At 63.2% G+C, this 22,031-nt stretch carries 19 protein-coding genes; 9 read left to right on the top strand and 10 right to left on the bottom strand.

All coding sequences use genetic code 11. From position 1 onward, the window contains the following. Positions 1–19 precede the first annotated feature (19 nt). The 4 genes from ABVN20_RS20165 to emhA all read right to left on the bottom strand — a co-directional run bounded on the left by ABVN20_RS20165 (position 20) and on the right by emhA (position 7,305). Positions 20–1,270 (bottom strand): OprD family porin, encoded by a 1,251-nt coding sequence (locus ABVN20_RS20165; protein ID WP_368557446.1) that lies wholly within the window; start codon positions 1,268–1,270, stop codon positions 20–22. Positions 1,271–1,522: 252 nt separating this feature from the next. Further along, complete coding sequence (emhC, locus tag ABVN20_RS20170) at positions 1,523–2,983, bottom strand: efflux RND transporter outer membrane subunit EmhC (RefSeq protein ID WP_368557447.1); 1,461 nt, start codon at positions 2,981–2,983, stop codon at positions 1,523–1,525. Next, positions 2,980–6,144 (bottom strand): efflux RND transporter permease subunit, encoded by a 3,165-nt coding sequence (locus tag ABVN20_RS20175; RefSeq protein WP_368557448.1) that lies wholly within the window; start codon positions 6,142–6,144, stop codon positions 2,980–2,982. The genes emhC and ABVN20_RS20175 overlap by 4 nt, the downstream gene beginning before the upstream one ends. Before the next feature lie 3 nt (positions 6,145–6,147). Further along, positions 6,148–7,305: an efflux RND transporter periplasmic adaptor subunit EmhA gene (emhA, locus tag ABVN20_RS20180; protein WP_368557449.1), complete on the bottom strand. Its 1,158-nt coding sequence runs from the start codon at positions 7,303–7,305 to the stop codon at positions 6,148–6,150. A gap of 267 nt (positions 7,306–7,572) precedes the next feature. Here emhA and emhR point away from each other — a divergent pair, with 267 nt between their 5' ends. Next, positions 7,573–8,205, top strand: coding sequence for an efflux system transcriptional repressor EmhR (gene emhR, locus ABVN20_RS20185; protein WP_368557450.1), 633 nt, complete (start codon positions 7,573–7,575; stop codon positions 8,203–8,205). Positions 8,206–8,483: 278 nt separating this feature from the next. Here emhR and ABVN20_RS20190 read toward each other — a convergent pair whose 3' ends face one another. From ABVN20_RS20190 to ABVN20_RS20200, 3 genes are read right to left on the bottom strand one after another with little or no spacing between them, the layout of a single operon-like run. After that, on the bottom strand, positions 8,484–9,533 hold the full coding sequence (locus ABVN20_RS20190; RefSeq protein WP_368557451.1) for an alkene reductase: 1,050 nt from the start codon (positions 9,531–9,533) through the stop codon (positions 8,484–8,486). A 20-nt stretch (positions 9,534–9,553) separates the two neighbouring features. After that, complete coding sequence (locus ABVN20_RS20195) at positions 9,554–10,720, bottom strand: MFS transporter (RefSeq protein WP_368557452.1); 1,167 nt, start codon at positions 10,718–10,720, stop codon at positions 9,554–9,556. A 26-nt stretch (positions 10,721–10,746) separates the two neighbouring features. Continuing rightward, the gene (locus ABVN20_RS20200; protein ID WP_368557453.1) at positions 10,747–11,049 is read right to left on the bottom strand and encodes an ArsR/SmtB family transcription factor; all 303 of its coding nucleotides are present in this window, start codon (positions 11,047–11,049) and stop codon (positions 10,747–10,749) included. A 169-nt stretch (positions 11,050–11,218) separates the two neighbouring features. Here ABVN20_RS20200 and ABVN20_RS20205 point away from each other — a divergent pair, with 169 nt between their 5' ends. Continuing rightward, a complete protein-coding gene (locus ABVN20_RS20205; RefSeq protein ID WP_368557454.1) occupies positions 11,219–11,797 on the top strand; it encodes an ACP phosphodiesterase in 579 nt (192 codons plus the stop codon). Between the two features lie 129 nt (positions 11,798–11,926). Here ABVN20_RS20205 and ABVN20_RS20210 read toward each other — a convergent pair whose 3' ends face one another. Together ABVN20_RS20210 and olsB are read right to left on the bottom strand one after the other, a co-directional pair. After that, on the bottom strand, positions 11,927–12,718 hold the full coding sequence (locus ABVN20_RS20210) for a lysophospholipid acyltransferase family protein (protein WP_368557455.1): 792 nt from the start codon (positions 12,716–12,718) through the stop codon (positions 11,927–11,929). Further along, positions 12,718–13,473 carry an L-ornithine N(alpha)-acyltransferase gene (gene olsB, locus ABVN20_RS20215; RefSeq protein ID WP_368557456.1) on the bottom strand — a complete coding sequence of 252 codons (756 nt, stop codon included), beginning with the start codon at positions 13,471–13,473 and terminating at the stop codon, positions 12,718–12,720. Before olsB ends, ABVN20_RS20210 begins: the two co-directional genes overlap by 1 nt. A 155-nt stretch (positions 13,474–13,628) precedes the next feature. Here olsB and ABVN20_RS20220 point away from each other — a divergent pair, with 155 nt between their 5' ends. The 5 genes from ABVN20_RS20220 (at position 13,629) to ABVN20_RS20240 (ending at position 17,957) form a co-directional block, all read left to right on the top strand. Further along, entirely contained in the window at positions 13,629–14,516 is an 888-nt protein-coding gene (locus ABVN20_RS20220; protein ID WP_368557457.1) for an acyl-CoA dehydrogenase, read from the top strand. A 181-nt stretch (positions 14,517–14,697) separates the two neighbouring features. Beyond that, on the top strand, positions 14,698–15,792 hold the full coding sequence (locus ABVN20_RS20225; RefSeq protein ID WP_368557458.1) for a serine hydrolase domain-containing protein: 1,095 nt from the start codon (positions 14,698–14,700) through the stop codon (positions 15,790–15,792). After that, positions 15,789–16,118, top strand: coding sequence for an amidase (locus tag ABVN20_RS20230; RefSeq protein WP_368557459.1), 330 nt, complete (start codon positions 15,789–15,791; stop codon positions 16,116–16,118). Before ABVN20_RS20225 ends, ABVN20_RS20230 begins: the two co-directional genes overlap by 4 nt. A gap of 89 nt (positions 16,119–16,207) precedes the next feature. Beyond that, positions 16,208–16,798 carry a YceI family protein gene (locus ABVN20_RS20235; RefSeq protein ID WP_368557460.1) on the top strand — a complete coding sequence of 197 codons (591 nt, stop codon included), beginning with the start codon at positions 16,208–16,210 and terminating at the stop codon, positions 16,796–16,798. 1 nt (position 16,799) lies between these two features. Continuing rightward, complete coding sequence (locus tag ABVN20_RS20240; RefSeq protein WP_368557461.1) at positions 16,800–17,957, top strand: phosphatidylserine/phosphatidylglycerophosphate/cardiolipin synthase family protein; 1,158 nt, start codon at positions 16,800–16,802, stop codon at positions 17,955–17,957. Positions 17,958–18,099: 142 nt separating this feature from the next. On the opposite strand, the gene bglX is transcribed toward ABVN20_RS20240, so the two are convergent. Further along, positions 18,100–20,391 (bottom strand): beta-glucosidase BglX, encoded by a 2,292-nt coding sequence (bglX, locus tag ABVN20_RS20245; RefSeq protein WP_368557462.1) that lies wholly within the window; start codon positions 20,389–20,391, stop codon positions 18,100–18,102. 237 nt (positions 20,392–20,628) lie between these two features. On the opposite strand from bglX, the gene ABVN20_RS20250 reads away from it, so the two are divergent. Further along, positions 20,629–21,237: a LemA family protein gene (locus tag ABVN20_RS20250; protein ID WP_368557463.1), complete on the top strand. Its 609-nt coding sequence runs from the start codon at positions 20,629–20,631 to the stop codon at positions 21,235–21,237. A 41-nt stretch (positions 21,238–21,278) separates the two neighbouring features. Continuing rightward, positions 21,279–22,031, top strand: coding sequence for a YgcG family protein (locus ABVN20_RS20255; RefSeq protein ID WP_368557464.1), 753 nt, complete (start codon positions 21,279–21,281; stop codon positions 22,029–22,031).

Consider the following 22,031-nt stretch of genomic DNA (forward strand, 5'->3'; position numbering starts at 1 on the left):
ACGATGGCGGCGCCAAGGTTTACAACAGGCTGATCGGATAGCTGACGATCAACCGGTTCTCATCGAACTCATTGTTGCTGTAGTCCCGGCGTATGGTCGAGTTGCGCCATTTCAGGTTCAGGTCTTTGAGCGCGCCGCTCTGCACGGTGTAGCCCAGTTCCGACTCCCGTCCCCATTCCTTGCCATCGGTGATCGCCCCGGTGTGCACGTTGTCGCCGCTGATGTAGCGATTCATCAGGGTCAAACCGGGAATGCCCAGGGCGACGAAGTTGTAGTCGTGGCGCAGTTGCCAGGATTTTTCCCGGGCGTTGTCGTAGCTCGAGTTGTAGCTGTCGTTGGCCAGGGTGCCGCCGCTGGTGCCGTTGACGCGCATCCAGGCGCTGTCACCGCTGAGTTTTTGCAGGCCGACGTAGAAGGTGTGGCCGCCGTATTTGGCCGACAGCAGTGCCGACCAGGTCTTGTTGTCCAGGTCACCCGCCAGGGCGCTGCCGTCTTCCTTACCGATGAAGTAGCCGAGGTTGGCGCCCAGGGTCCAGTCGCCGACGGGCTGGCTGTGGGTCAGGTTGAGGTATTGCTGGCGGTAGATGTCCTTGAGCTGGGCGTTCCACAGGGCGATCTGCGTGCGTTTTTCGTTGAACAGGTACTCACCGCCCTGGAAGTTGAAGCGGTCCGAGGTGAAGGCGGCTTTGCCGGTCATCGACAGGTCGCCCATGCTGCTGTCGTCACGCGGGCTGTTCTGGCGGAACTGCCCGCCGTAGAGCGTCAGGCCGGCGATTTCCCGGGAGGTGACCTGGCCACCGCGAAAGGTCTGCGGCAGCGAGCGGCCATCGTCCGAGCGCAGGATCGGCAGCACCGGCATCCATTCACCGACCTTCACTTCGGTCTGCGACAGCCTGGCCTTGAATGCCACGTTGGTGCGGCCGAAGTTGTCCGCCGGGCGACCGTCGTGATCCAGCGGCAGCAGTTGCGTACCGCCGGTGCCCTTGCCGCCATCGAGTTTCACCGAGTACAGGCCGAGCACGTCCATGCCGAAACCGACGGTGCCCTGGGTGAAGCCGGATTTGGCGTCGAGGATGAAGCTTTGCGTCCACTCTTCAGCCTTGCCCTGGGTTTTGCTGGGGTTGGTGAAGTTGCGGTTGATGTAGAAGTTGCGCAGGTTGAGGTTGACCTTGGCGCCGTCGACGAAACCCGACTCTTCGGCGGAGGCGGGGAGGGCGGTGCTGGCGACGGCGAGGGCTATCAGGTAGTGCGGACGGATTGCGGGTGTCATGGGTGTGAGCCTGTTGTTATTGGTTTTGTGGGCTCGATGGTGATGTGAATGTACTAGGTGGTTCAATCTGCCTGGGTGGGTTTTGGGCGGTTATCGAACCGATATTGATTGGGGTTTTGTGGTGTGTTTTCGGGCCTCATCGCGAGCAAGCTCGCTCCTACAGGGGATCTGTGCCGGCACGACCAACAGATATTTTCCTGCAGACAACAAAAAGCCCACCAATCGGTGGGCTTCATGCATTTCAGCGGCCTATCAGAACAACCGCATCTTCGGTGCTTCTTCCTTCACCGGTTCGACCTTGGCCGTCTGCTCGTTCCAGCCACCGCCGAGGGCCTTGTACAGGTTCACGGCGCTGGTCAGCTGGGCCAGGCGATCGGTGATCAGGGCCTGTTCGGCGCTGAACAGCTGACGCTGGGCATCGAGGAAGGTCAGGTTGCTGTCCACGCCAATGCGATAACGACGCTCGGCCAGGCGGTAGTAATCCTGGTTGGCTGTGACGAAATCACGTTGTGCCTGCAACTGCTCGGTGTAGGTCTGGCGTGCGGCCAGGCCGTCGGCGACTTCCTGGAAGGCCGTTTGAATGGACTTCTCGTAGTTCGCCACGCCGATGTCCTTCTGGATTTTCGAGTAATCCAGGCTGGCGCGCAGGCTGCCGGCGTTGAAGATCGGCAGGTTGATCTGCGGCTGGAACAGCCAGGTACCCGAACCACCCTTGAACAGGCCCGACAGGTCGGGGCTCAGGGTCCCGGCATTGGCGGTCAGGCTGATGCTCGGGAAGAACGCTGCGCGGGCCGCGCCGATGTTGGCGTTGGCCGCTTTGAGGTTGTACTCGGCCTGCAGGATGTCCGGACGACGTTGCAGCAGGTCCGACGGCAAGCCGGCCGGTACGTCGCTCAGCAGGTCGTCAGACAGTGGCTTGGCCGCTTGCAGGTTGGCCGGGATAGCCGTACCGAGCAGCAGCACCAGGCTGTTTTCGTCCTGGGCGACCTGGCGGGTGTATCGGGCCAGTTGCGCACGGGCGTTTTCCACCGAGGTACGCGACTGCGCCAGGTCCAGCGCCGAGGCGACGCCGACTTCGTTGCTGCGCGCGGTGAGCTTGTAGCTCTCCTCGAACGCACCCAGGGTGTCCTGGGTCAGCTTGCGCAGTTCCTTGTCGGCCTGCCAGGTCAGGTAGGCATTCGCCACGCTGGCCACCAGGCTGATTTGCGTGCTGCGCCGACCTTCTTCAGTGGCGAAGTATTTTTGCAGGGCTTCTTCGCTCAGGCTGCGAACCCGACCGAACAGGTCCAGTTCATAGGCGCTGATGCCGACCGTGGCGGAGTAGGAGCTATTGATCCCGGCCTGGCCGGTCTGCGAGGCATCGGCCGGCACCCGCTGGCGGCTGCCGGTACCGGTGGCCGAAACGGCCGGGTACAGGTCAGCGCGCTGGATGCGGTACTGCGCGGCGAACGCGTCGATGTTCAGCGCCGCGACACGCAGGTCGCGGTTGTTTTCCAGGGCGACCTGGATCATCTGCTGCAGGGCCGGGTCATGGAAAAACTGCTTCCAGCCTTGCTCCGCGGCCGCCTGCGCAGGCGCCTCGGCTGGCGAGTACGCCGGGCCCTGCGGGTACTGGGCTGCTACCGGCGCTTGTGGCTGCTGGTAGTCAGGGATCAGCGAGCAACCGCTCAGCACGAAGGCGGCGACTGCGATGGAGAGTAGCGACTTGCTCATTGGCCAGCCTCTTTGGATGGTTCGGATGCAGCGTCCTGGTCGGCAATCTTGCGCTGACCCATGGACGATACGGCGACGAAGAACAATGGGACCCAGAAGATCGCCAGTACGGTGGCGGTGATCATACCGCCAATTACCACGGTACCGATTGCATGTTGGCTACCCGAACCTGCGCCGGTGGAAATCGCCAGCGGTACTACGCCGAGGATAAACGCCAGCGAGGTCATGATGATCGGGCGCAGACGCATGCGGCAGGCTTCGACCGCGGCATCGAACAGGCTCTTGCCCTGTTCGTGCAGTTCCTTGGCGAACTCGACGATCAGAATGGCGTTTTTCGCTGCCAGACCAATGGTCGTCAACAGGCCCACCAGGAAGTACACGTCGTTGGACAGACCGCGCAGGCTGGTGGCCAGCAGGGCGCCGATGATCCCCAGTGGCACCACGAGCACGACCGCAATCGGAATCGACCAGCTTTCGTACAGCGCTGCCAGGCACAGGAACACCATCAGCAGCGACAGGGCGAACAGCGCCGGAGCCTGAGAACCTGCCAGACGTTCTTCATAGGACAGACCGGTCCAGGAAATACCTACGCCGGCTGGCAGCTTCTTGGCAATCGCCTCGACTTCGGCCATGGCTTCACCGGTGGAATAACCCGGAGCCGGGGCGCCGAGGATTTCGACCGCTTCCACGCCGTTGTAGCGCGACAGCTTGGGCGAACCGTAGATCCACTCACCCTTGGCGAACGCCGAGAACGGCACCATGGTCCCTGCGCTGTTGCGCACGTACCACTTCTGCAGGTCTTCGGGGCTCATGCGCGAGTCCGGCTGGCCTTGCACGTACACTTTCTTCACCCGACCACGGTCGATGAAGTCGTTGACGTAGCTACTGCCCAGGGCAATCGACAGGGTGTTGTTGATGTCGGCGATGGTAATGCCCAGGGCACTGGCCTTCTCGTCGTCGATTTCCAGTTGGTATTGCGGTTCGTCGTTCAGGCCGTTCGGACGCACTTGCGCCAGCACTTTGCTTTGCGCGGCCATGCCGAGGAACTGGTTGCGCGCTTCCATCAGCTTCTGGTGACCCAGACCGGCACGGTCTTGCAGGAACACGTCGAAACCGGTGGCGTTACCCAATTCCAGTACCGCCGGTGGCGCGAAGGCGAACACCATGGCATCGCGGAAGGTGAAGAAGTGCTGTTGGGCACGGGCTGCCACCTTGAACACGCTGTTGTCGGCGTTACGTTCGCCCCATGGCTTGAGCATGATGAATGCCATACCCGAGCTCTGGCCACGGCCGGCGAAGTTGAAGCCGGTCACGGTAAACACCGAGTTCACCGCATCGCCTTCACCACCGTCCTTGCCAGACCTGAGCAGGTATTCGCGCATCTCGTCCACGACCACTTGCGTACGCTGGGCGGTGGAACCCGCCGGGGTCTGCACCTGGGCGAACAGGACGCCCTGGTCTTCTTCCGGAAGGAACGAGGACGGGATGCGCATGAACAGCCAGATCATGCCGATCACGATGAGCACGTAGGCCAGCAGGTACGGTGCCTTGTGACGCAGGATGTTGCCCACGCCACGCTCGTAGCTTTGTACGCTGCGGTCGAAGTTGCGGTTGAACCAGCCGAAGAACCCACGCTTGGACGTGCCATGGTCACCCTTGGCAACGGGCTTGAGCATGGTGGCGCACAGGGCCGGGGTGAAGATCAGGGCCACCAGCACCGACAGGGCCATGGCCGAGACGATGGTGATCGAGAACTGCTTGTAGATCACACCGGTGGAACCGCCGAAGAACGCCATTGGCAGCAGTACCGCCGACAGCACCAGGGCGATACCCACCAGGGCGCCCTGGATCTGGCCCATGGACTTTTTCGTCGCTTCCTTGGGTGACAGGCCTTCTTCGCTCATCACCCGTTCGACGTTTTCCACCACGACGATGGCGTCGTCCACCAGCAAGCCGATGGCCAGCACCATGCCGAACATGGTCAGGGTGTTGATGCTGAAACCGGCTGCCGCGAGGATGCCGAAGGTACCCAGCAATACCACCGGCACGGTCATCGTGGTGATGACGGTGGCGCGGAAGTTCTGCAGGAACAGGAACATCACCAGGAACACCAGCACGACCGCTTCGATCAGCGTATGGACCACGCTCTCGATCGAGGCGGTGACCACGGGCGTGGTGTCGTACGGGAACACCACTTCCATGCCTTGCGGGAAGAACGGCTTGAGGTTGTCGATGGTGGTGCGCAGAGCCTTGGCGGTGTCGAGGGCGTTGGCACCGTTGGCCAGTTTGACCGCAAGGCCGGAAGCCGGCGCGCCGTTGAACTGGGCGTTGATGCTGTAGTTCTCGCCACCCAGGCCGACCTGCGCGACATCCTTGAGGCGTACCTGCGAGCCGTCGCTGTTGACCTTGAGCAGGATCTTGTCGAACTGCTCGGCGGTCTGCAGACGGGTCTTGCCGATGATCGTCGCGTTCAGCTGGGTGCCGGGCAGGGCAGGCAAGCCGCCCAGTTGACCGGAAGACACCTGCACGTTCTGCGCGGCGATGGCGGTCTTGACGTCGATCGGGGTCAGGTTGAATTTGTTCAACTTGGCCGGATCGAGCCAGATCCGCATGGCGTACTGCGAACCGAACACCTGGAAGTCACCGACACCGGCGGTCCGCGAGATCGGGTCCTGCATGTTCGACACGATGTAGTTGGACAGGTCGTCCTTGGTCATGCTGCCGTCGCGCGAGACCACGCCGATCACCAGCAGGAAGTTCTTCACTGCCTTGGTCACGCGGATACCCTGTTGCTGCACTTCCTGCGGCAACAGCGGGGTGGCCAGGTTCAGCTTGTTCTGCACCTGGACCTGCGCGGTGTCGGAGTTGGTGCCTTGCTCGAAGGTCGCGGTGATGGTCATGGTGCCGTCGGAGTTACTTTCCGAAGACACATAACGCAGGTTGTCGATACCGTTGAGCTGCTGCTCGATGACCTGCACCACGGTGTCCTGCACGGTCTGCGCCGAAGCGCCCGGGTAGGTAACCGAAATGGCGATCGCCGGCGGGGCGATGCTCGGGTACTGGTTGATCGGCAACTTGAGAATCGAGAGAGCCCCGACCAGCATGATCACCAGGGCAATTACCCAGGCGAAAATCGGACGGTCGATAAAGAATTTCGACATGGTTTACTCCCCTTTGCCGCTGGAAGCCTTGTCAGCTGCCTGTGCGGGGGCCGGGTTCTTCGCGTTGACGTTGGTCGCCTCGGTGGCCTTGACTTCAATGCCAGGCTTGACGAATTGCAGGCCTTCGGTGATCAGGCGGTCGCCGGCCTTGAGGCCGTCTTCGATCAGCCACTGGCTGCCGACGGTGCGGTTGGCCTTGAGCTGACGCAGCTCGACCTTGTTGTCGGCGCCGACGACCAGTGCGGTCGGGGTGCCCTTGAGGTCGCGGGTCACGCCTTGCTGTGGGGCCAGGATCGCTGCGCTGTTCACCCCGGCCTGCAACTTGGCATGCACGAACATGCCCGGCAGCAAGGTGTGGTCCGGGTTCGGGAACACGGCGCGCAGGGTCACGGAGCCTGTGGTCGGGTCAACCGAGACTTCGGAGAACTCCAGCTTGCCGTCCAGTTTGTACGGGCTGCCGTCTTCGAGGGTCAGCTTGACCGCAGCGGCGTTGTCGCCGGATTTCTGCAGACGGCCGCTTTCCAGGTCGCTGCGCAGTTTCAGCAGTTCCACCGAGGACTGGGTGACGTCGACGTAGATCGGGTCCAGTTGCTGGATCACCGCCATGGCATCGGTCTGGCCGCTGGTGACCAGGGCGCCTTCGGTCACGCTGGAACGGCCAATGCGACCGGTGATCGGCGCGTAGACCTTGGTGTAGCGCACGTTGATCTGCGCACTTTGCAGGGACGCTTCCGATTGCAGGCGGTTGGCCAGCGCGGTGTCGTATTCCTGGCGGCTCACGGCCTGCTCGTTGACCAGTTGCTTGTAGCGATCGGAGATCGACTTGGTCTGTTGCAGGTTGGCTTCGGCGCTTTTGAGCGTGGCTTCATACACGGCCGGGTCGATCTGATACAGCTGCTGGCCGGCCTTGACGTCGCCGCCTTCCTTGAACAGACGCTTGAGAATGATGCCGTTGACCTGTGGGCGCACTTCGGCAATGCGGTAGGCGCTGGTGCGCCCCGGCAGTTCCGAGGTCAGGGTGAAGGCTTGTGGTTGCAGGGTGACGACGCCGACCTGAGGCGGTGGAGCGGCGGGTGCCGCCTCTTCCTTTTTACATCCGCTGAGCAGCGATGCAAGGGCGACGGCGGCGACCAGAGCGGTAACAGCTGGCTTGAATTGCATGAAAATCCTCGGGTCAGGCGCGCAAAGAGCGCACAGGAAATGTGAAAGGTAAAAAATTGGGCGCTGAGTGGATAAGTAGCTTGCTAAGGAATATACTTACGTTCATGGTTGTTTGTAAATACCTTGGCTGCGTATCCTCACCGTTACAAAAGCCTTTTCAAAGGTCCGAATTGTAGGCCGGGGACGACACCCGAGAGCGTTCGCCCCACTGTTGTTCAGCGCCTGTTCAGACATCGCTGAAGCCCCCCTGATTGAGGTTGTACTGCCATGGTCCGTCGAACCAAAGAGGAAGCCCAGGAAACCCGTAGCCAGATACTCGAAGCGGCCGAGAAAGCCTTTTACGAACGGGGTGTTGCGCGCACCACCCTGGCCGATATCGCGACCCTGGCCGGTGTGACGCGCGGTGCCATTTACTGGCATTTCAGTAACAAGGCGGACCTGGTGCAGGCCATGCTCGATACCCTGCATGAGCCGCTCGATGAAATGGCCAAAGCCAGCGAAAGCGAGGATGAGCCGGACCCCCTGGGCTGCATGCGCAAGCTGCTGATTCATTTGTTTCATCAAGTTGCGCTGGACCCGAAGACCCGGCGCATCAATGAGATTTTGTTTCATAAGTGCGAATTCACCGATGAAATGTGCGACCTGCGCCAGCAGCGCCTGGAGGCGAGCCTGGACTGCAATGTGCGCATTGGCCTGGCCTTGCGTAACGCCGTGAACCGCGGGCAATTGCCCGAAGACCTCGACACTGTCCGCGCCGCGATCAGCCTGCATGCCTTCATTGATGGCATTTTGTATCAATGGCTATTGGCGCCGGACAGTTTTCAACTGCACACCGAGGCCGAGCGTTGGGTCGATACCGGGCTGGACATGCTGCGCCTGAGCCCCAGCCTGCGCAAATGAAACAAAGTTCGTGAAAGCGCAGGGGTGCTTTTATATACGGCTGATGGCCATGATGACAGCCGGTGAGCGGCGTATTTTGTAGGAATTTTGTGTCGCTTTGCCGCACCCCGCACCTCCTGTAGGAGCGAGCTTGCTCGCGATGGCGGAATTTCTGACACACCGCTATCGCGAGCAATCGAGCGTCGACCGGCTGCTCCTACAGGGAAGGGGTAGAACCCGCGGACAACAAAAAGCCCCGGCTCTTTCGAGTCGGGGCTTTTGCGTTCACGGGTGTTGGCTTACAGCGTCGGGTAGTCGATGTAACCCACCGGGCCCTTGCCGTAGAACAGTTCCGGGCGCGGCTCGTTCAGCGGCGCGTCGGCTTGGAGGCGTGCCGGCAGGTCCGGGTTGGCGATGAACGGGATGCCGAAGGCCACCGCATCGGCCTTGCCGCTGGCCAGCCAGGCGTTGGCGCTGTCCTTGGTGAAGCGCTCGTTGGCGATGTAAGGGCCGCCGAACGCTTCCTTGAGGGCCGGGCCGAGGCTGTCGGCACCTTCCTGCTCACGGGAACAGATGAACGCGATGCCACGCTTGCCCAGCTCGCGGGCCACGTAGGTGAAGGTTTCCGCCAGGTTGTCGTCGCCCATGTCGTGGGAGTCGGCGCGCGGTGCCAGGTGCACGCCGACACGGCCGGCGCCCCAGACTTCGATGGCCGCGTCGGTCACTTCCAGCAGCAGGCGTGCACGGTTTTCCAGGGAGCCGCCGTACTGGTCGGTGCGCTGGTTGGTGCTGCTTTGCAGGAACTGGTCGAGCAGGTAGCCGTTGGCGCCATGGATTTCCACGCCGTCAAAACCTGCGGCCTTGGCGTTCTCGGCACCGGTGCGATAGGCCTCGATGATCTCGGCGATTTCATCGGTTTCCAGGGCGCGCGGGGTCGGGTAGTCGGCCATCGGACGCACCAGGCTGACGTGGCCTTTTGGCTGGATGGCGCTTGGTGCGACCGGTGCTTCACCGTTCAGGTACGACGGATGGGACACACGGCCGACGTGCCACAGTTGCAGGAAGATCTTGCCGCCTGCGCCGTGGATCGCCTTGGTCACGTTGGTCCAGCCACGCACCTGGTCGTTGGACCAGATGCCCGGGGTGTCCGGGTAGCCGACGCCCATCGGAGTGACCGAGGTCGCTTCGCTGAGGATCAGGCCCGCAGAGGCGCGTTGCACGTAGTACTCGGCCATCAGCGCGTTGGGTACGCGGCCTTCGTCGGCGCGGCAGCGGGTCAGCGGGGCCATGATGATGCGGTTGGCCAGCTCGACGTCGCCCAGTTTGATCGGATCAAAAATAGTCGTCATTGCAAAACCCTCGTGAGGTATCAGTTGGTAGCAGGTGCCAGCTCGGGATTACCGTTCTGGCGGAAAGTGATCAGGGTCGCCACCAAGGCGAGCACGGCCAGGGCAGCGGCGGCCAGTGGCACACTGGTCAGGCCGTAGCCGTGGGCGATAACGCTGCCGCCGACCCAGGCGCCCAGGGCGTTGCCGACGTTGAAGGCGCCGATGTTCAGGGTCGAGACCAGGTTGGGCGCAGCCTTGCCGTAGGTCACCACGTTGACCTGCAGGGCCGGCACTGCGGCAAAACACGCGGTGGCCCAGAGGAACAGAGTGATCTCGGTGGGGATCAGCGCAACGCTGGTCCAGGTCAGCACCGTGGACACCACCGCCATGGCGATGAACACGCCGATCAGCGTGGCGGCCAGGCCCTTGTCCGCCAGCTTGCCGCCGATGATGTTGCCGACCGTCAGGCCCAGGCCGATCAGCATCAGCGTCCAGGTCACGCCGCGGGGCGAGACGCCGGTGACTTCGCCCAGCAGCGGCGCGACGTAGGTGAACAGGGTGAACACCGAAGCGGCGAAAAGCGCGGTCATGCTCAGCGACAGCCAGATGCCGGCGCCCTTGAGGGCGCGCAGTTCGGCGCGCATGTCGAGTTTTTCCTCATCGCGCTTGGCCGGCAGGAAGCGGATCAGGCCGATCAGCGCGATCACGCCAATCACGGTCACCGCCCAGAAGGTCGAGCGCCAGCCGGCCTGTTGGCCGAGCGCGGTACCCAGCGGCACGCCGAGGACGTTGGCCAGGGTCAGGCCGGTGAACATCAGGGCCACGGCCGAGGCACGCTTGTTGGCCGGCACCAGGTTGGCCGCCACCACCGAACCGATGCCGAAGAAGGCGCCGTGGCACAGGGCGGTGATCACCCGGGCGAACATCAATACGTTGTAGTCGGTGGCCAGGGCGCACAGCAGGTTGCCGATGATGAAAATGCCCATCAACGCCACCAGTGCAGCCTTGCGCGGCAACTTGGCGGTGGCCAGTGCCATGAACGGCGCACCGATGGCCACGCCCAGGGCGTAACCGGTCACCAGCCAGCCGGCGCCGGGGATCGACACGCCGAGGTCGGCCGCCACGTCGGGCAGCAGGCCCATGATGACGAACTCGGTGGTGCCGATGGCGAAGGCGCTCAAGGCCAGAATGAGTAGCGAGAGGGGCATTGTCGGTTCCTTGTGTCCCTGAAGGCTCAGAGCTCTTTGCTGAAAGTGCTGAGGAAGGCCTGGATGGTTTCCTCGTTGCGTTTGAAGAAGTGCCACTGGCCGACTTTGCGGCTGCTGATCAGGCCGGCGCGTTGCAGGGTCGCCAGGTGTGCCGACACCGTGGACTGCGACAGGCCGCAACGTTGATCGATCTGCCCGGCACAGACGCCGTGCTCGTTGCTGTGGGACTGGTCGGGGAATTCGACGGCGGGGTCTTTGAGCCAGTGCAGGATTTCTCGCCGTACCGGGTGCGCCAGGGCTTTTATTATTTCGTCGAGGTCGAGGTTCATGGCAGTGGGCCTGTCGTGGGTAAAACGTTATATCGCGATGAAGCGAAATTTATATCGTCGAATCGCGATATACAAATATGATTTTGTTCTGGTGTCCGCGTATTTCGCTATATCGGGTTATAACGATATAAGGTGTCAGGGCGACACCGGGCGGTGCTAAGCTGCGCCCATGAACTATCTCGCCCATCTTCACCTCGGTGGCCAACGCCCCGGTCAACTGCTCGGCAGCCTGTATGGCGATTTCGTCAAGGGACGGTTGCAGGGGCAGTTTGCGCCGGACATCGAGGCGGCCATCCAGCTGCATCGACGCATCGACGTGTTCACCGATCGCCATCCGCTGGTCGACGCGGCGCTGGCGCGTTTCTCCCTGACCCGCCGACGTTACGCCGGGATCGTGCTTGACGTGTTCTTCGACCATTGCCTGGCCCGCGACTGGGATTTGTACGCCGACCGGCCGCTGGAGCTGTTCACCTCGGATGTGTACCGGGTGCTGTCCAGCGAGCGGCAACTGCCGGAGCGCCTGGCGCGGATTGCGCCTTACATGGTGGCCGATGACTGGCTGGGCTCGTACCGCGAGTTCGAAGTGCTGGAGCAGGTGCTGCGCGGCATCGCCCGAAGGCTGACACGGCCGGAGGAACTGGCGGGTGCGATGCAGGAACTGCGCGCGTTGTATGAGCCGTTGAGCGAGGATTTCCGCCTGTTTTATCCGCAGTTGCAGGATTTTTCACAGAACTCGCAGACACCCTGAACCCCTTCCTGTGGGAGCGAGCCTGCTCGCGATGGGGCCATCACATTCAACATCTTTGTTGACTGAAAGGTCGCCATCGCGAGCAGGCTCGCTCCCGCAGGGGGGGGTGTATTTTTCAGGGGGATGGGATCAAGCCGCGATGGCCGGCCGCATCGGCGCCCGCGCTGCTTCCGGGATCGTCCCGAACAACGCCTTCTGCACCGCCTGCTGCGCTTCGAATGCCAGCACCGCACGTTCGCGGCCTTCGCAGGCGATTGGCTTGAGCAAATGAATTTCCACGTCGCCCCGGTCGTTGGCGAACAGGCGCATCAGGTGCGAGAGCAGGTCGTCGTCACCGATGAACGGCGCCAGCGAACATACGTCGCCGTCACGCAGGTAACGAATCGCCACCGGTTGCAGTTTCACCTGGGAGTCGATGGCCGCCGACAGCAGGCGGCCGTGGAAGGTGCGCAGCGAACGCCCGTCGGTGGTGGTGCCTTCCGGGAACATCAGCAGCGGATGGGCCTGTTCGAGGTGGCGGGTCATCTGTTTGCGGATCAACTGGCTGTCGCCCGAGCCGCGACGGATGAACAGGCTGCCGGCCTTGGCAGCGAGCCAGCCGGCCACCGGCCAGGTGCGTACTTCGGCCTTGGACAGGAACGACAGCGGCGTGAGCATGCCCAGCAGCGGGATGTCGGTCCAGGACACGTGGTTGCTGACCCAGAGCATCGACTCTTTCGGCACTTCACCGTGTACGGTCACGCGAAAGGGCAGGGCGTTGGTCAGGCGCGCCATGAAAAAGCGCGACCAGCGCTGCCGGCGCACCATTGAATGGGACATGCCCAAACGTTCGAACACCCCGAAGACGCTGGCCATGCCCAGCCCCAGTGTCACCACCGCCAATACTCGCGCGATCCGCGCGTACACCCGCAGGCGGCTCATTACACGGCCGCCTTGAAGTGCTTGGCGTAGCGCGGGCAGAGTTCGTCGCGCTTGAGCAGGATGAACACGTCGGCCACCTGGAAGTCTTCGTCCCAGCACGGCTCGCCGCAGATCTTCGCGCCCAGGCGCATGTAGGCCTTGAGCAGTGGCGGCATTTCGGCGATGACGTTGGACGGGATGTCCAGCGCCGGCAGTGGATTCTTCGGTTCGGCACGCAGGTGTTCGGTGCACAGGTAGCGTTCACGCAGGCGCTGCATGATCGCGTGGGCCTGCACGCCGCCGTCCTGCATCGGGATGCTCGCGCAACCCATCAGGTAGCTGTAGCCGCCCTGGTTCAGCACTTCGGCCAGTTCGCCCCAGAGTACGGCGATGGTGCCGCCGTTGCGGTAGGCCGGGTCGACGCAGGTGCGGCCGATTTCCAGGATCGGGCCCTTGAGGTGCACCAGGCCATGCAGGCTGAATTCTTCTTCGCTGTAGAACTTGCCCAGGCTGCTGGCGGCCGTGTGGTCGAGCAGGCGGGTGGTCGCCACCAGGCGGCCGGTGTTCAGGTCGCGCACGCCAATGTGGGCGCAGTGAACGTCATAGTCATCCATGTCCAGACCCAGCTCCGCGCCCTTGAGTTTGGCGTCGAATTCGCCGCTGAACACGGTGAAGCGCAAGGCCTGGGCTTCCTGCAGGGCTTGGGCGCCTACCAGGCGTTCGGCTTGCAGGCGGCGTTCATTGCCGGTGTCACTGATGCGGGCGATCTGAGTCATGGCGATTCTCCGTGCGGGCTGCTCACCCGTCTTTGGGTTACAGCGGATCGACTTTCTTTATCCAGCCTTGTTGTGCAAAGTCAGGCTATGTAGCCCCGGTGTCATCGCCGTTAAGCTTTGGTGATGCTTATATGACAGCCCCCAAGGAGCCTCTTATGCCCTGGCAAACCCTGTTGCAACGTCGTGATCGCTTGCCCGCCAACGCCGACCTGGCAGAGGGCTTCGCCAGCCTTTTGCAGACGCTGGGGCCGGTGACGCCGTTCGAACTGGCGGTCAATGGCGGGCGCCTGATGGCGACCCCGGGGCTGGCCTTTCTCGTCGGCTATCAGGCGGCCTTGCGCATGCTCTGGCCCAGCGCTCCGTTGAGCCTGGGCGCCTTGTGCGCCACCGAGCAGCGCAGCCTGCGCCCGGCCGACATGCAGACCCGCCTCCGGGACCTGCGCTTGAGCGGGCGCAAGGATTTCGTCACCGCCGGCGACGCTGCCGACTGGCTGCTGATTGCCGCGCGCAGCGAAGAACCCGGTGCCGATCCGCGCCTGAGCCTGGCGGTGGTCTACCCAGGCGAATCCGGCGTGCAGGTGGAAAAACTGCCGCCGATCGCGCTGATGCCGGACATCAGCCATGGCCGCCTGCTGCTGGACAACGCCCTGTGCGAATTGCTCGCGGGGGATGGCTGGGACGCCTACGTCAAACCGTTTCGCACCCTTGAAGACATTTATGTGCTCAGTGCCATGACCGCCTGGTTGTACGGCGTCGGTCAGGACAGCGACTGGCCGCAGGCCCTGCAACTGCGCTTGCTGGCGTTGCTGGCCGGTTGCGCTGAAGTCAGCCGCCAGGCGCCGAACAACCCGGCCGGGCATGTGTTGCTGGGCGGCTTGTTCGTGCAGTTCGACGGGCTCAAGGCCGAGGTGAACCAGGCCCTGGCCGATGGGCCGCCGCAGTGGGCGGCGATGTGGCAGCGCGATCAGGCGGTGATGGAATTGGCGGCGGGGGCGCGGGGGAAGCGGTTGGCCAAGGCTTTGGCTGGATCTTCGCTGGATTGACCGGCCCCATCGCGGGCAAGCCCGCTCCTACAGGGTTTTGGGTTGTTCACAAAACTTATGAACACCTCTGAACCTGTAGGAGCGAGCTTGCTCGCGATGGCGGCCTGAAGACCGACAAATATTCCAAAACTGTCATCAACCTCAGCTAGCCTCACCAGGCCCATTCCCCAGAGCCCCCGCCATGTTCAAAGGCGTGTCCCTGCTGTTCCTGTTGCTGCTCGGCCTCACCGCCCAGGCCGAAACCTGGCCCGGCGAGCAATGGCCCACCACACCGGCCGCCCCCGGCCCGGCCCTCCAGGCCCTCGAAACCTACGCCTTCCCACCGCGCGACGACGCCAGCCGACAGGGCATCCGCACCGATGCCTTGCTGGTGATCCGCGACGGTCAGTTGATCTACGAACGCTACGCCGGCCCGACCAAGGCCGACACCCCGCACCTGACCTGGTCGATCAGCAAGAGCCTGATGGCCACGGTGCTCGGTGTGGCCTACGGCGAGGGCCGGTTCAAGCTCGAGGACCCGGCAGCGAAGTTCTATTCACCGCTGGCCAGGCACCCGAAGCTGACCCTCGCCGACCTGCTGCACTGGGCCTCGGGCCTGGACTGGCAGGAGGACTACGAGTACGCACCGCTGAAATCCTCGGTGGTGGCGATGCTCTACACCCGTGGTCATCAGGACATGGCCCGGTTCACCGCCGGGCATGACGCGTACGCGCCACCGGGCCAGGCCTTCCGTTACTCCAGTGGCGACAGCAACCTGCTGGCGGCGGCGTTGAAAACCATCGTCGGCCCGGCCCGTTATGCCGACTATCCCTGGACCGCGCTGTTCGAACCGCTGGGCATTCGCCATGCCGTGTGGGAAACCGACACCACCGGCACCTTTGTCGCATCGTCCTACGCCTACCTCACCGCCCGCGACCTGGCGCGCATCGGCCTGCTGATGGCCCGCGACGGTCGCTGGGGCGACCGGCAATTGCTGCCCGCCGACTGGGTGGCCTTCAATCGCCAGCCATTCGCGCATTACCAGGCGCACCAGGACGAAGCGGTGCCGGGCGGCCACTGGTGGCTCAACCGCGCTGCCGACGGTGCGGCGCAGCCCTGGCCGGATGCACCGCCGGACACCTTCGCCGCGCTCGGCCACTGGGGCCAGGCGATGTACGTGATCCCCAGCGAGCGCTTGGTGATCGTGCGCTACGGCGATGATCGCGACGGCAGCTACCGGCACAACGAATTGCTCAAGCTGGCGCGCCAGGCGTTTGCCGGGACGGTGCAGCCATGACCCGCCGCCCGTTTGTTCGCCGCCGCCCCTTCGCCACGCTGGGCCTGCTTGTGCTGGTAATTCTGTTCGGCTGGATCTGGCAGGAGCGCGTGGCCCTGTGGGCTTTCCCCGACATCATCAGTGCCTACACCGCCAAGGAATATTGCTCGTGCCGCTACGTCATGAATAACGACGCCGGCTATTGCCAGGGCTACGTCAAACAGTGGCTGCCCTTCAGCGCGTTTACCGATGACCCCGCTGCCAGGCGTGTTCAGGTCAGTGGCCTTGGGCGCAGCAACAGCGCGCAATGGCTCGGCGAGCGCCAGGGGTGTCGCTTGAATCCGTGAGCCAAGGCTGCTGGCCGCCATGCCAGCAGTTTGCAACGGGCTCGCGGGCGGTTATGGTTCGTGCAGGTTTCTCTGCCCCACGAGTCTTTATGTTCAAGCGGTCCCTGTTCAAAACCTTCGCCGCCTTACTGCTGGCCGGCGCCACCTGCTCGGCCCAGGCCAATTGGTACCTGGACGGCGAGTCGTCGCGGCTGTCGTTCGTCAGCACCAAGAACGCCAACATTGCCGAGGTGCAGCGCTTCCTGGTGCTGCACGGCAAGGTCAGCCCCAAGGGCTTGGCCGAGGTCGAGGTCGAGCTGGACTCGATCTACAGCGGCATCCCTTTGCGCGACGAGCGCATGCGCAAGGACCTGTTTGAGATCGAGCGTTTCCCTGAAGCCTTGATCAGCGCCCAGATCGACCTCGGCCCGATCAACGACCTGGCCAATGGCGCGCAACTGGAATTGCGCTTGCCGGTGACCGTCAACCTGCATGGCAAACAGCATCAGTACAACGCCGAGCTGCTGGCCACCCGCCTGGATGACCGCCGTTTCCAGGTGGTGACACTGGAGCCGCTGGTGCTCAACGCGGCGGATTTCGACCTGGCGCCGGGGCTGGAAAGCCTGCGCAAGGTTGCCGGCCTGTCGGCCATCAGTCTGTCGGTGCCGGTGGGTGCGGTGCTGATCTTCACGGCGCGTTGACATGGACGGGGCGATTTTCCCCTGGCGCGAGGGCAATCACTTCGAGCTGCTGGTCGACGGTCCGCAGTTCTTCCCGCGCATGCTGGTGGCGATTGCCCGTGCCGAAGAACAGGTCGAGCTGGAGTTGTACCTGGTGGAGGCGGGCGAGTGCGCCGAGGCCATGGTCCAGGCGTTGGTCCAGGCCGCCGAGCGCGGTGTGCGGGTACGCTGCCTGTTCGATGACTACGGCAGCCTCGCCTTTACCCTGGCGTTGCGCCAACGGCTGATGGGCGCGGGCGTCGAGCTGCGGTTCTACAACCGGCTGAGCTGGCGACGTTGGGTTGGCAACTTCTACCGCGATCACCGCAAGTTGCTGCTGGTGGATCAGAGCCTGGCGGTGGTGGGCGGCACCGGGGTCACCGATGAGTTCTGGTCACCGAGTGAGAACTCCAGCGAATGGCACGAAGTGATGGTGGAAATCACCGGCCCGCTGGTGATCGACTGGCAACTGCTGTTCGACCGCCAGTGGATCGCCAACCGCCATCGCCGGGCCTGGCGCCCGTCCGCGCATTTCGGCTTGCCGCGTTTGCCCCGCGTGCCGTCCATGGGCGAGGGCATGGGCCGGGTGGCCTACGCCGACGCCCGCCAGCACCGCGACATCCTGCAATCGCTGGTGCGCGCCTTGAACAGCGGCCAGCGGCGCATCTGGCTGGCCACCCCGTACTTCCTGCCAACCTGGAAAGTGCGCCGTTCTTTGCGCCGCGCCGCCGGTCGCGGCGTCGATGTGCGCCTGCTGCTGACCGGCCCGCGCACCGACCATCCCTCGGTGCGCTACGCCGGGCATCGCTACTACCCGCGCCTGCTCCGGGCCGGGGTGAAGATCTTCGAATACCAGCCGTGTTTCCTGCACCTGAAAATGGTGCTGGTGGATGACTGGGTGAGCATCGGCTCGTGCAACTTCGATCACTGGAACCTGCGCTTCAACCTGGAAGCCAACCTCGAAGCGCTGGACCCAAGCCTGACCCGGGCGGTGGTGGCCAGTTTCGAGCGCGATTTTGCGCAGAGTCAGGAAGTCAGCCTGCAAGACTGGAAACGCCGGCCGTTGTGGCGGCGGGTCAAGCAGCGGATTTGGGGATGGGTGGATCGGGTGGTGGTGAATCTGTTGGATCGGCGGGGGTAGCCGCAGATTTTCAGATCACTCAAAACACTGTGGGAGCGAGCCTGCTCGCGATGGCGCCCTGACAGTCAACAAAGGTGTTGAATGTACAGGCCTCATCGCGAGCAGGCTCGCTCCCACAGGTTTTTAGTGCAGTGTTTGAGGCTTACAGCAACTCAAAACTCTGCTGCGTCACATCCTGCGAATCCAGGCCGATCTGCACGTTGAACTTGCCAGGCTCGGCGGCGTACTTGAGCTGGCTGTTGTAGAACTTCAGGTCGTCCTCGCTGATGCTGAAGTGCACGACTTTCTGTTCGCCGGCCTTGAGCAGGATTTTCTGGAAGTTCTTCAGTTCCTTGACCGGGCGGATCATCGAGCCGGTGACGTCCTGGATGTACAACTGCACCACGGTTTCGCCGTCACGCTTGCCGGTGTTCTTCACCGTGACGCTGGCGTCGAGCTTGCCGGATTTGTTCAGCGTGGTCGCCGACAGAGCCATGTCGCTCAGGCTGAAGCTGGTGTAGCTCAGGCCATAGCCGAACGGGAACAGCGGGCCGGTGGTGTCATCGAAGTACTGCGAGGTGTAGTTGCCCGGTTTGCCCGGCGTGAACGGGCGGCCGATGCTCAGGTGGTTGTAGTAGGTCGGAATCTGCCCTACCGAGCGTGGGAAGGTGATCGGCAGCTTGCCCGACGGGTTGTAGTCGCCGAACAGCACGTCGGCGATGGCGTTGCCGCCCTCGGTGCCGCTGAACCAGGTTTCCAGGATCGCGTCAGCCTGCTGGTTCTCTTCGAGCAACGACAGCGGACGGCCGTTCATCAACACCAGCACCAGCGGCTTGCCGGTGGCTTTCAGGGCGCGGATCAGCTCGCGCTGGTTTTCCGGGATGTTCAGGTCGGTGCGGCTCGACGACTCGTGGGACATGCCACGGGACTCGCCCACGGCGGCGACCACCACGTCGGCATCCTTGGCGGCCTTCACCGCTTCGTCGATCAGCACGTTTGCCGGACGCGGATCATCCACCACTTCCGGGGCATCGAAGTTGAGGAAGTTCAGGTAGTCGAGGATCTTCTTGTCGCTGGTGATGTTGGCACCACGGGCGTAGATCAGGTTGGCCTTGTCACCGATCACATTGCTCATGCCATCGAACAGGGTCACCGATTGTGCCGGGCGACCGGCCGCCGCCCAACTGCCCATCATGTCGATCGGCGCCTTGGCCAGCGGGCCGACCAGGGCGATTTTCGCGGATTTGTTCAGCGGCAGGGTTTCGTTGGCGTTTTTCAGCAGCACCTGGCTGCGAAGGGCCACATCACGGGCATCGGCGCGGTGCAGGCGGCTGTCGGCGTAGGTGTCGGCCGGGTCATCCTCGGCCTTGCCGATGCGCAGGTATGGGTCCTTGAACAGGCCCATGTCGTACTTGGCGTCGAGCACCGCACGCACGGCGTTGTCGATGTCGCTCTGCTGGATCTCGCCGGACTTGAGCAGCCCCGGGAGTTCCTTGCCGTACAGGGTGTCGTTCATGCTCATGTGGATGCCGGCCTTGATCGCCAGCTTCGCCGCTTCGCGACCGTCGCGGGCGACGCCGTGCTTGATCAGCTCGAAGATCGCGCCGTGGTCGCTGACCGCCAGGCCCTTGAAGCCCCATTCCTTGCGCAACAGGTCGTTCATCAGCCAGGTGTTGGCGGTGGCCGGCACGCCGTTGATCGAGTTCAGCGCGACCATCACACCGCCCGCGCCGGCGTCGATGGCCGCGCGGTACGGTGGCAGGTAGTCCTGGTACATCTTGACCGGGCTCATGTCGACCACGTTGTAGTCGCGACCGCCTTCGACCGCGCCATACAGGGCGAAGTGCTTGACGCTGGCCATGATGCTGTTCGCGGCGTTGGCGCCGGTGCCCTGGAACGCCTTGACCATCACCCCGGCAATGCGCGACACCAGATAGGTGTCCTCGCCGAAGCCTTCGGAGGTGCGGCCCCAGCGCGGGTCGCGGGAGATGTCGACCATCGGCGCGAAGGTGATGTCGAGGCTGTCGGCCGCGGCTTCTTCGGCGGCGATGCGCCCGGAATGGCCGATGGCGTCCATGTCCCAGCTCGACGCGAGCGCCAGCGGGATCGGGAAAATGGTGCGGTGGCCGTGGATCACGTCATAGGCGAAGAACATCGGGATCTTCAGCCGGCTGCGCATGGCCGCGTCCTGCATCGGACGGTTTTCCGGACGGGTGATCGAGTTGAACGTGCCACCGATGTTGCCCGCGGCGATTTCCTTGCGGATCAGCTCCCGGGGCATTTCCGGGCCGATGCTGATCAGGCGCAACTGGCCGATTTTTTCATCGAGGGTCATTTGCTTCATCAGGTTGCTGATGAAGGCGTCCTTGTTCTCCAGAGGCGGGGGCGTCGTGGCGGCCAATACGTTATGACTGGCCAGGCTGACGAGCAGTCCCAGCAAACACAGCTTCTTCATGAATTGTTTTCCAGGGGCCTAAACGGCAGTGAATACGCGCCGATCAGCCAAAATTTAGGGAGCGACTATTGTTGTTCAAGTAAATGCAGCAAACTTCTGCAGTGTTTTTTGTGCTGGTGCATCTTTTAGCCCATTGGCTCGATGCAATCCAGCGCGGCGGCAGATTATGCCCGAAGAGTCGGTCAGAAGGTCGCTGGTTGATTTTTCAATCGACGGTACAAGGGAGCGTCAAATCAAATGAATGTTCAACAAACCACTCGAGCGAGCCTGCGTGTCGCCGCCCTGATCTGGCTGGCCAGCTGGCTGGCCGGTTGCGGCATCAATAACATTCCGACCCTCGACGAACAGGCCAAGGCCGCCTGGGGCCAGGTGCAGAACCAGTATCAGCGCCGCGCCGACCTGATTCCCAACCTGGTGGAAACCGTCAAGGGCTACGCCAAGCATGAGGAAGAAACCCTGACCGCGGTGATCGAGGCCCGGGCCAAGGCGACCTCCATCCAGGTGGATGCCAGCACCCTGGACAACCCCGAACGCCTCAAGCAGTTCCAGCAGGCCCAGGACCAGCTGACCGGTGCCCTGAGCCGTCTGATGGTGGTGTCCGAGCGGTATCCGGACCTCAAGGCCAACCAGAACTTCCTGGCGTTGCAATCGCAACTTGAAGGCACCGAGAATCGCATCGCCGTGGCCCGTCGCGATTTCATCCTGGCGGTGCAGAAGTACAACACCGAAATCCGTACGTTCCCGGGGCGCCTGTGGCACACCGTGATGTACAGCGACCTGCCGATTCGTGAAACCTTCGAAGCCACCACCCCGGGTGCCGAAAAAGCGCCGGAAGTGAAGTTCTGAGCTGAAGCCGGCCTGACGCATTCCCACGGATGAGGTTGCCAATGCGCGTGTTGAAAGTGGGCCTGGTGCTGTTGTTGTGGGTGTTTGCCCTGACGGCCCGGGCCGAGTTGAATTTCCCGCAGTTGACCGGGCGGGTAGTGGACAACGCCCAGATGATCGAGCCGTCGGTGCGCGAGCAACTGACGCAGCAGCTGGCGGCCCATGAGAATGCCACCGGCGAGCAGTTGGTGGTGGTCACCCTGCCGGACTTGCAAGGCGCCGAGATTGCCGACTTCGGCTATCAGTTGGGGCGCCACTGGGGCATCGGCCAGAAGGACAAGAACAACGGCGCGCTGCTGATCGTGGCCCGCGCCGAGCGCAAGTTGCGGATCGAAGTCGGTTATGGCCTGGAAGATCGCCTGACCGATGCGCAGAGTTCGGTGATCATCAACCAGGTGATCACCCCGGCGTTCAAGGCCGGCAACTTCAGCAAGGGCATCAGCGACGGGGTCGCGGCGATGCTGGTGGTGCTGGGCGGCAGCCCGCTGGACGAGCCATCGACGGCCTATGAGTCGAACGGCGGGCAGGACGACTTCGCCTCCCGTCACCCTGGGGTGTTCGTGTTTTTGGTGGTGCTGTTCATCCTGACCATCTTCGTCTTGCAGATGCTCGGCATCCTGCCGGCCGGTCGCGGCGGTTCGGGCGGCTCCGGTGGCGGTTTTGGCGGCGGTGGTTTTGGTGGCGGCGGTGGAGGCGGGGGCTTCAGCGGCGGCGGGGGCAGTTTCGGGGGCGGCGGTTCGTCGGGCGGCTGGTGA

The sequence above is a fragment of the Pseudomonas sp. MYb118 genome (genome assembly GCF_040947875.1).
GTDB lineage: Bacteria > Pseudomonadota > Gammaproteobacteria > Pseudomonadales > Pseudomonadaceae > Aquipseudomonas.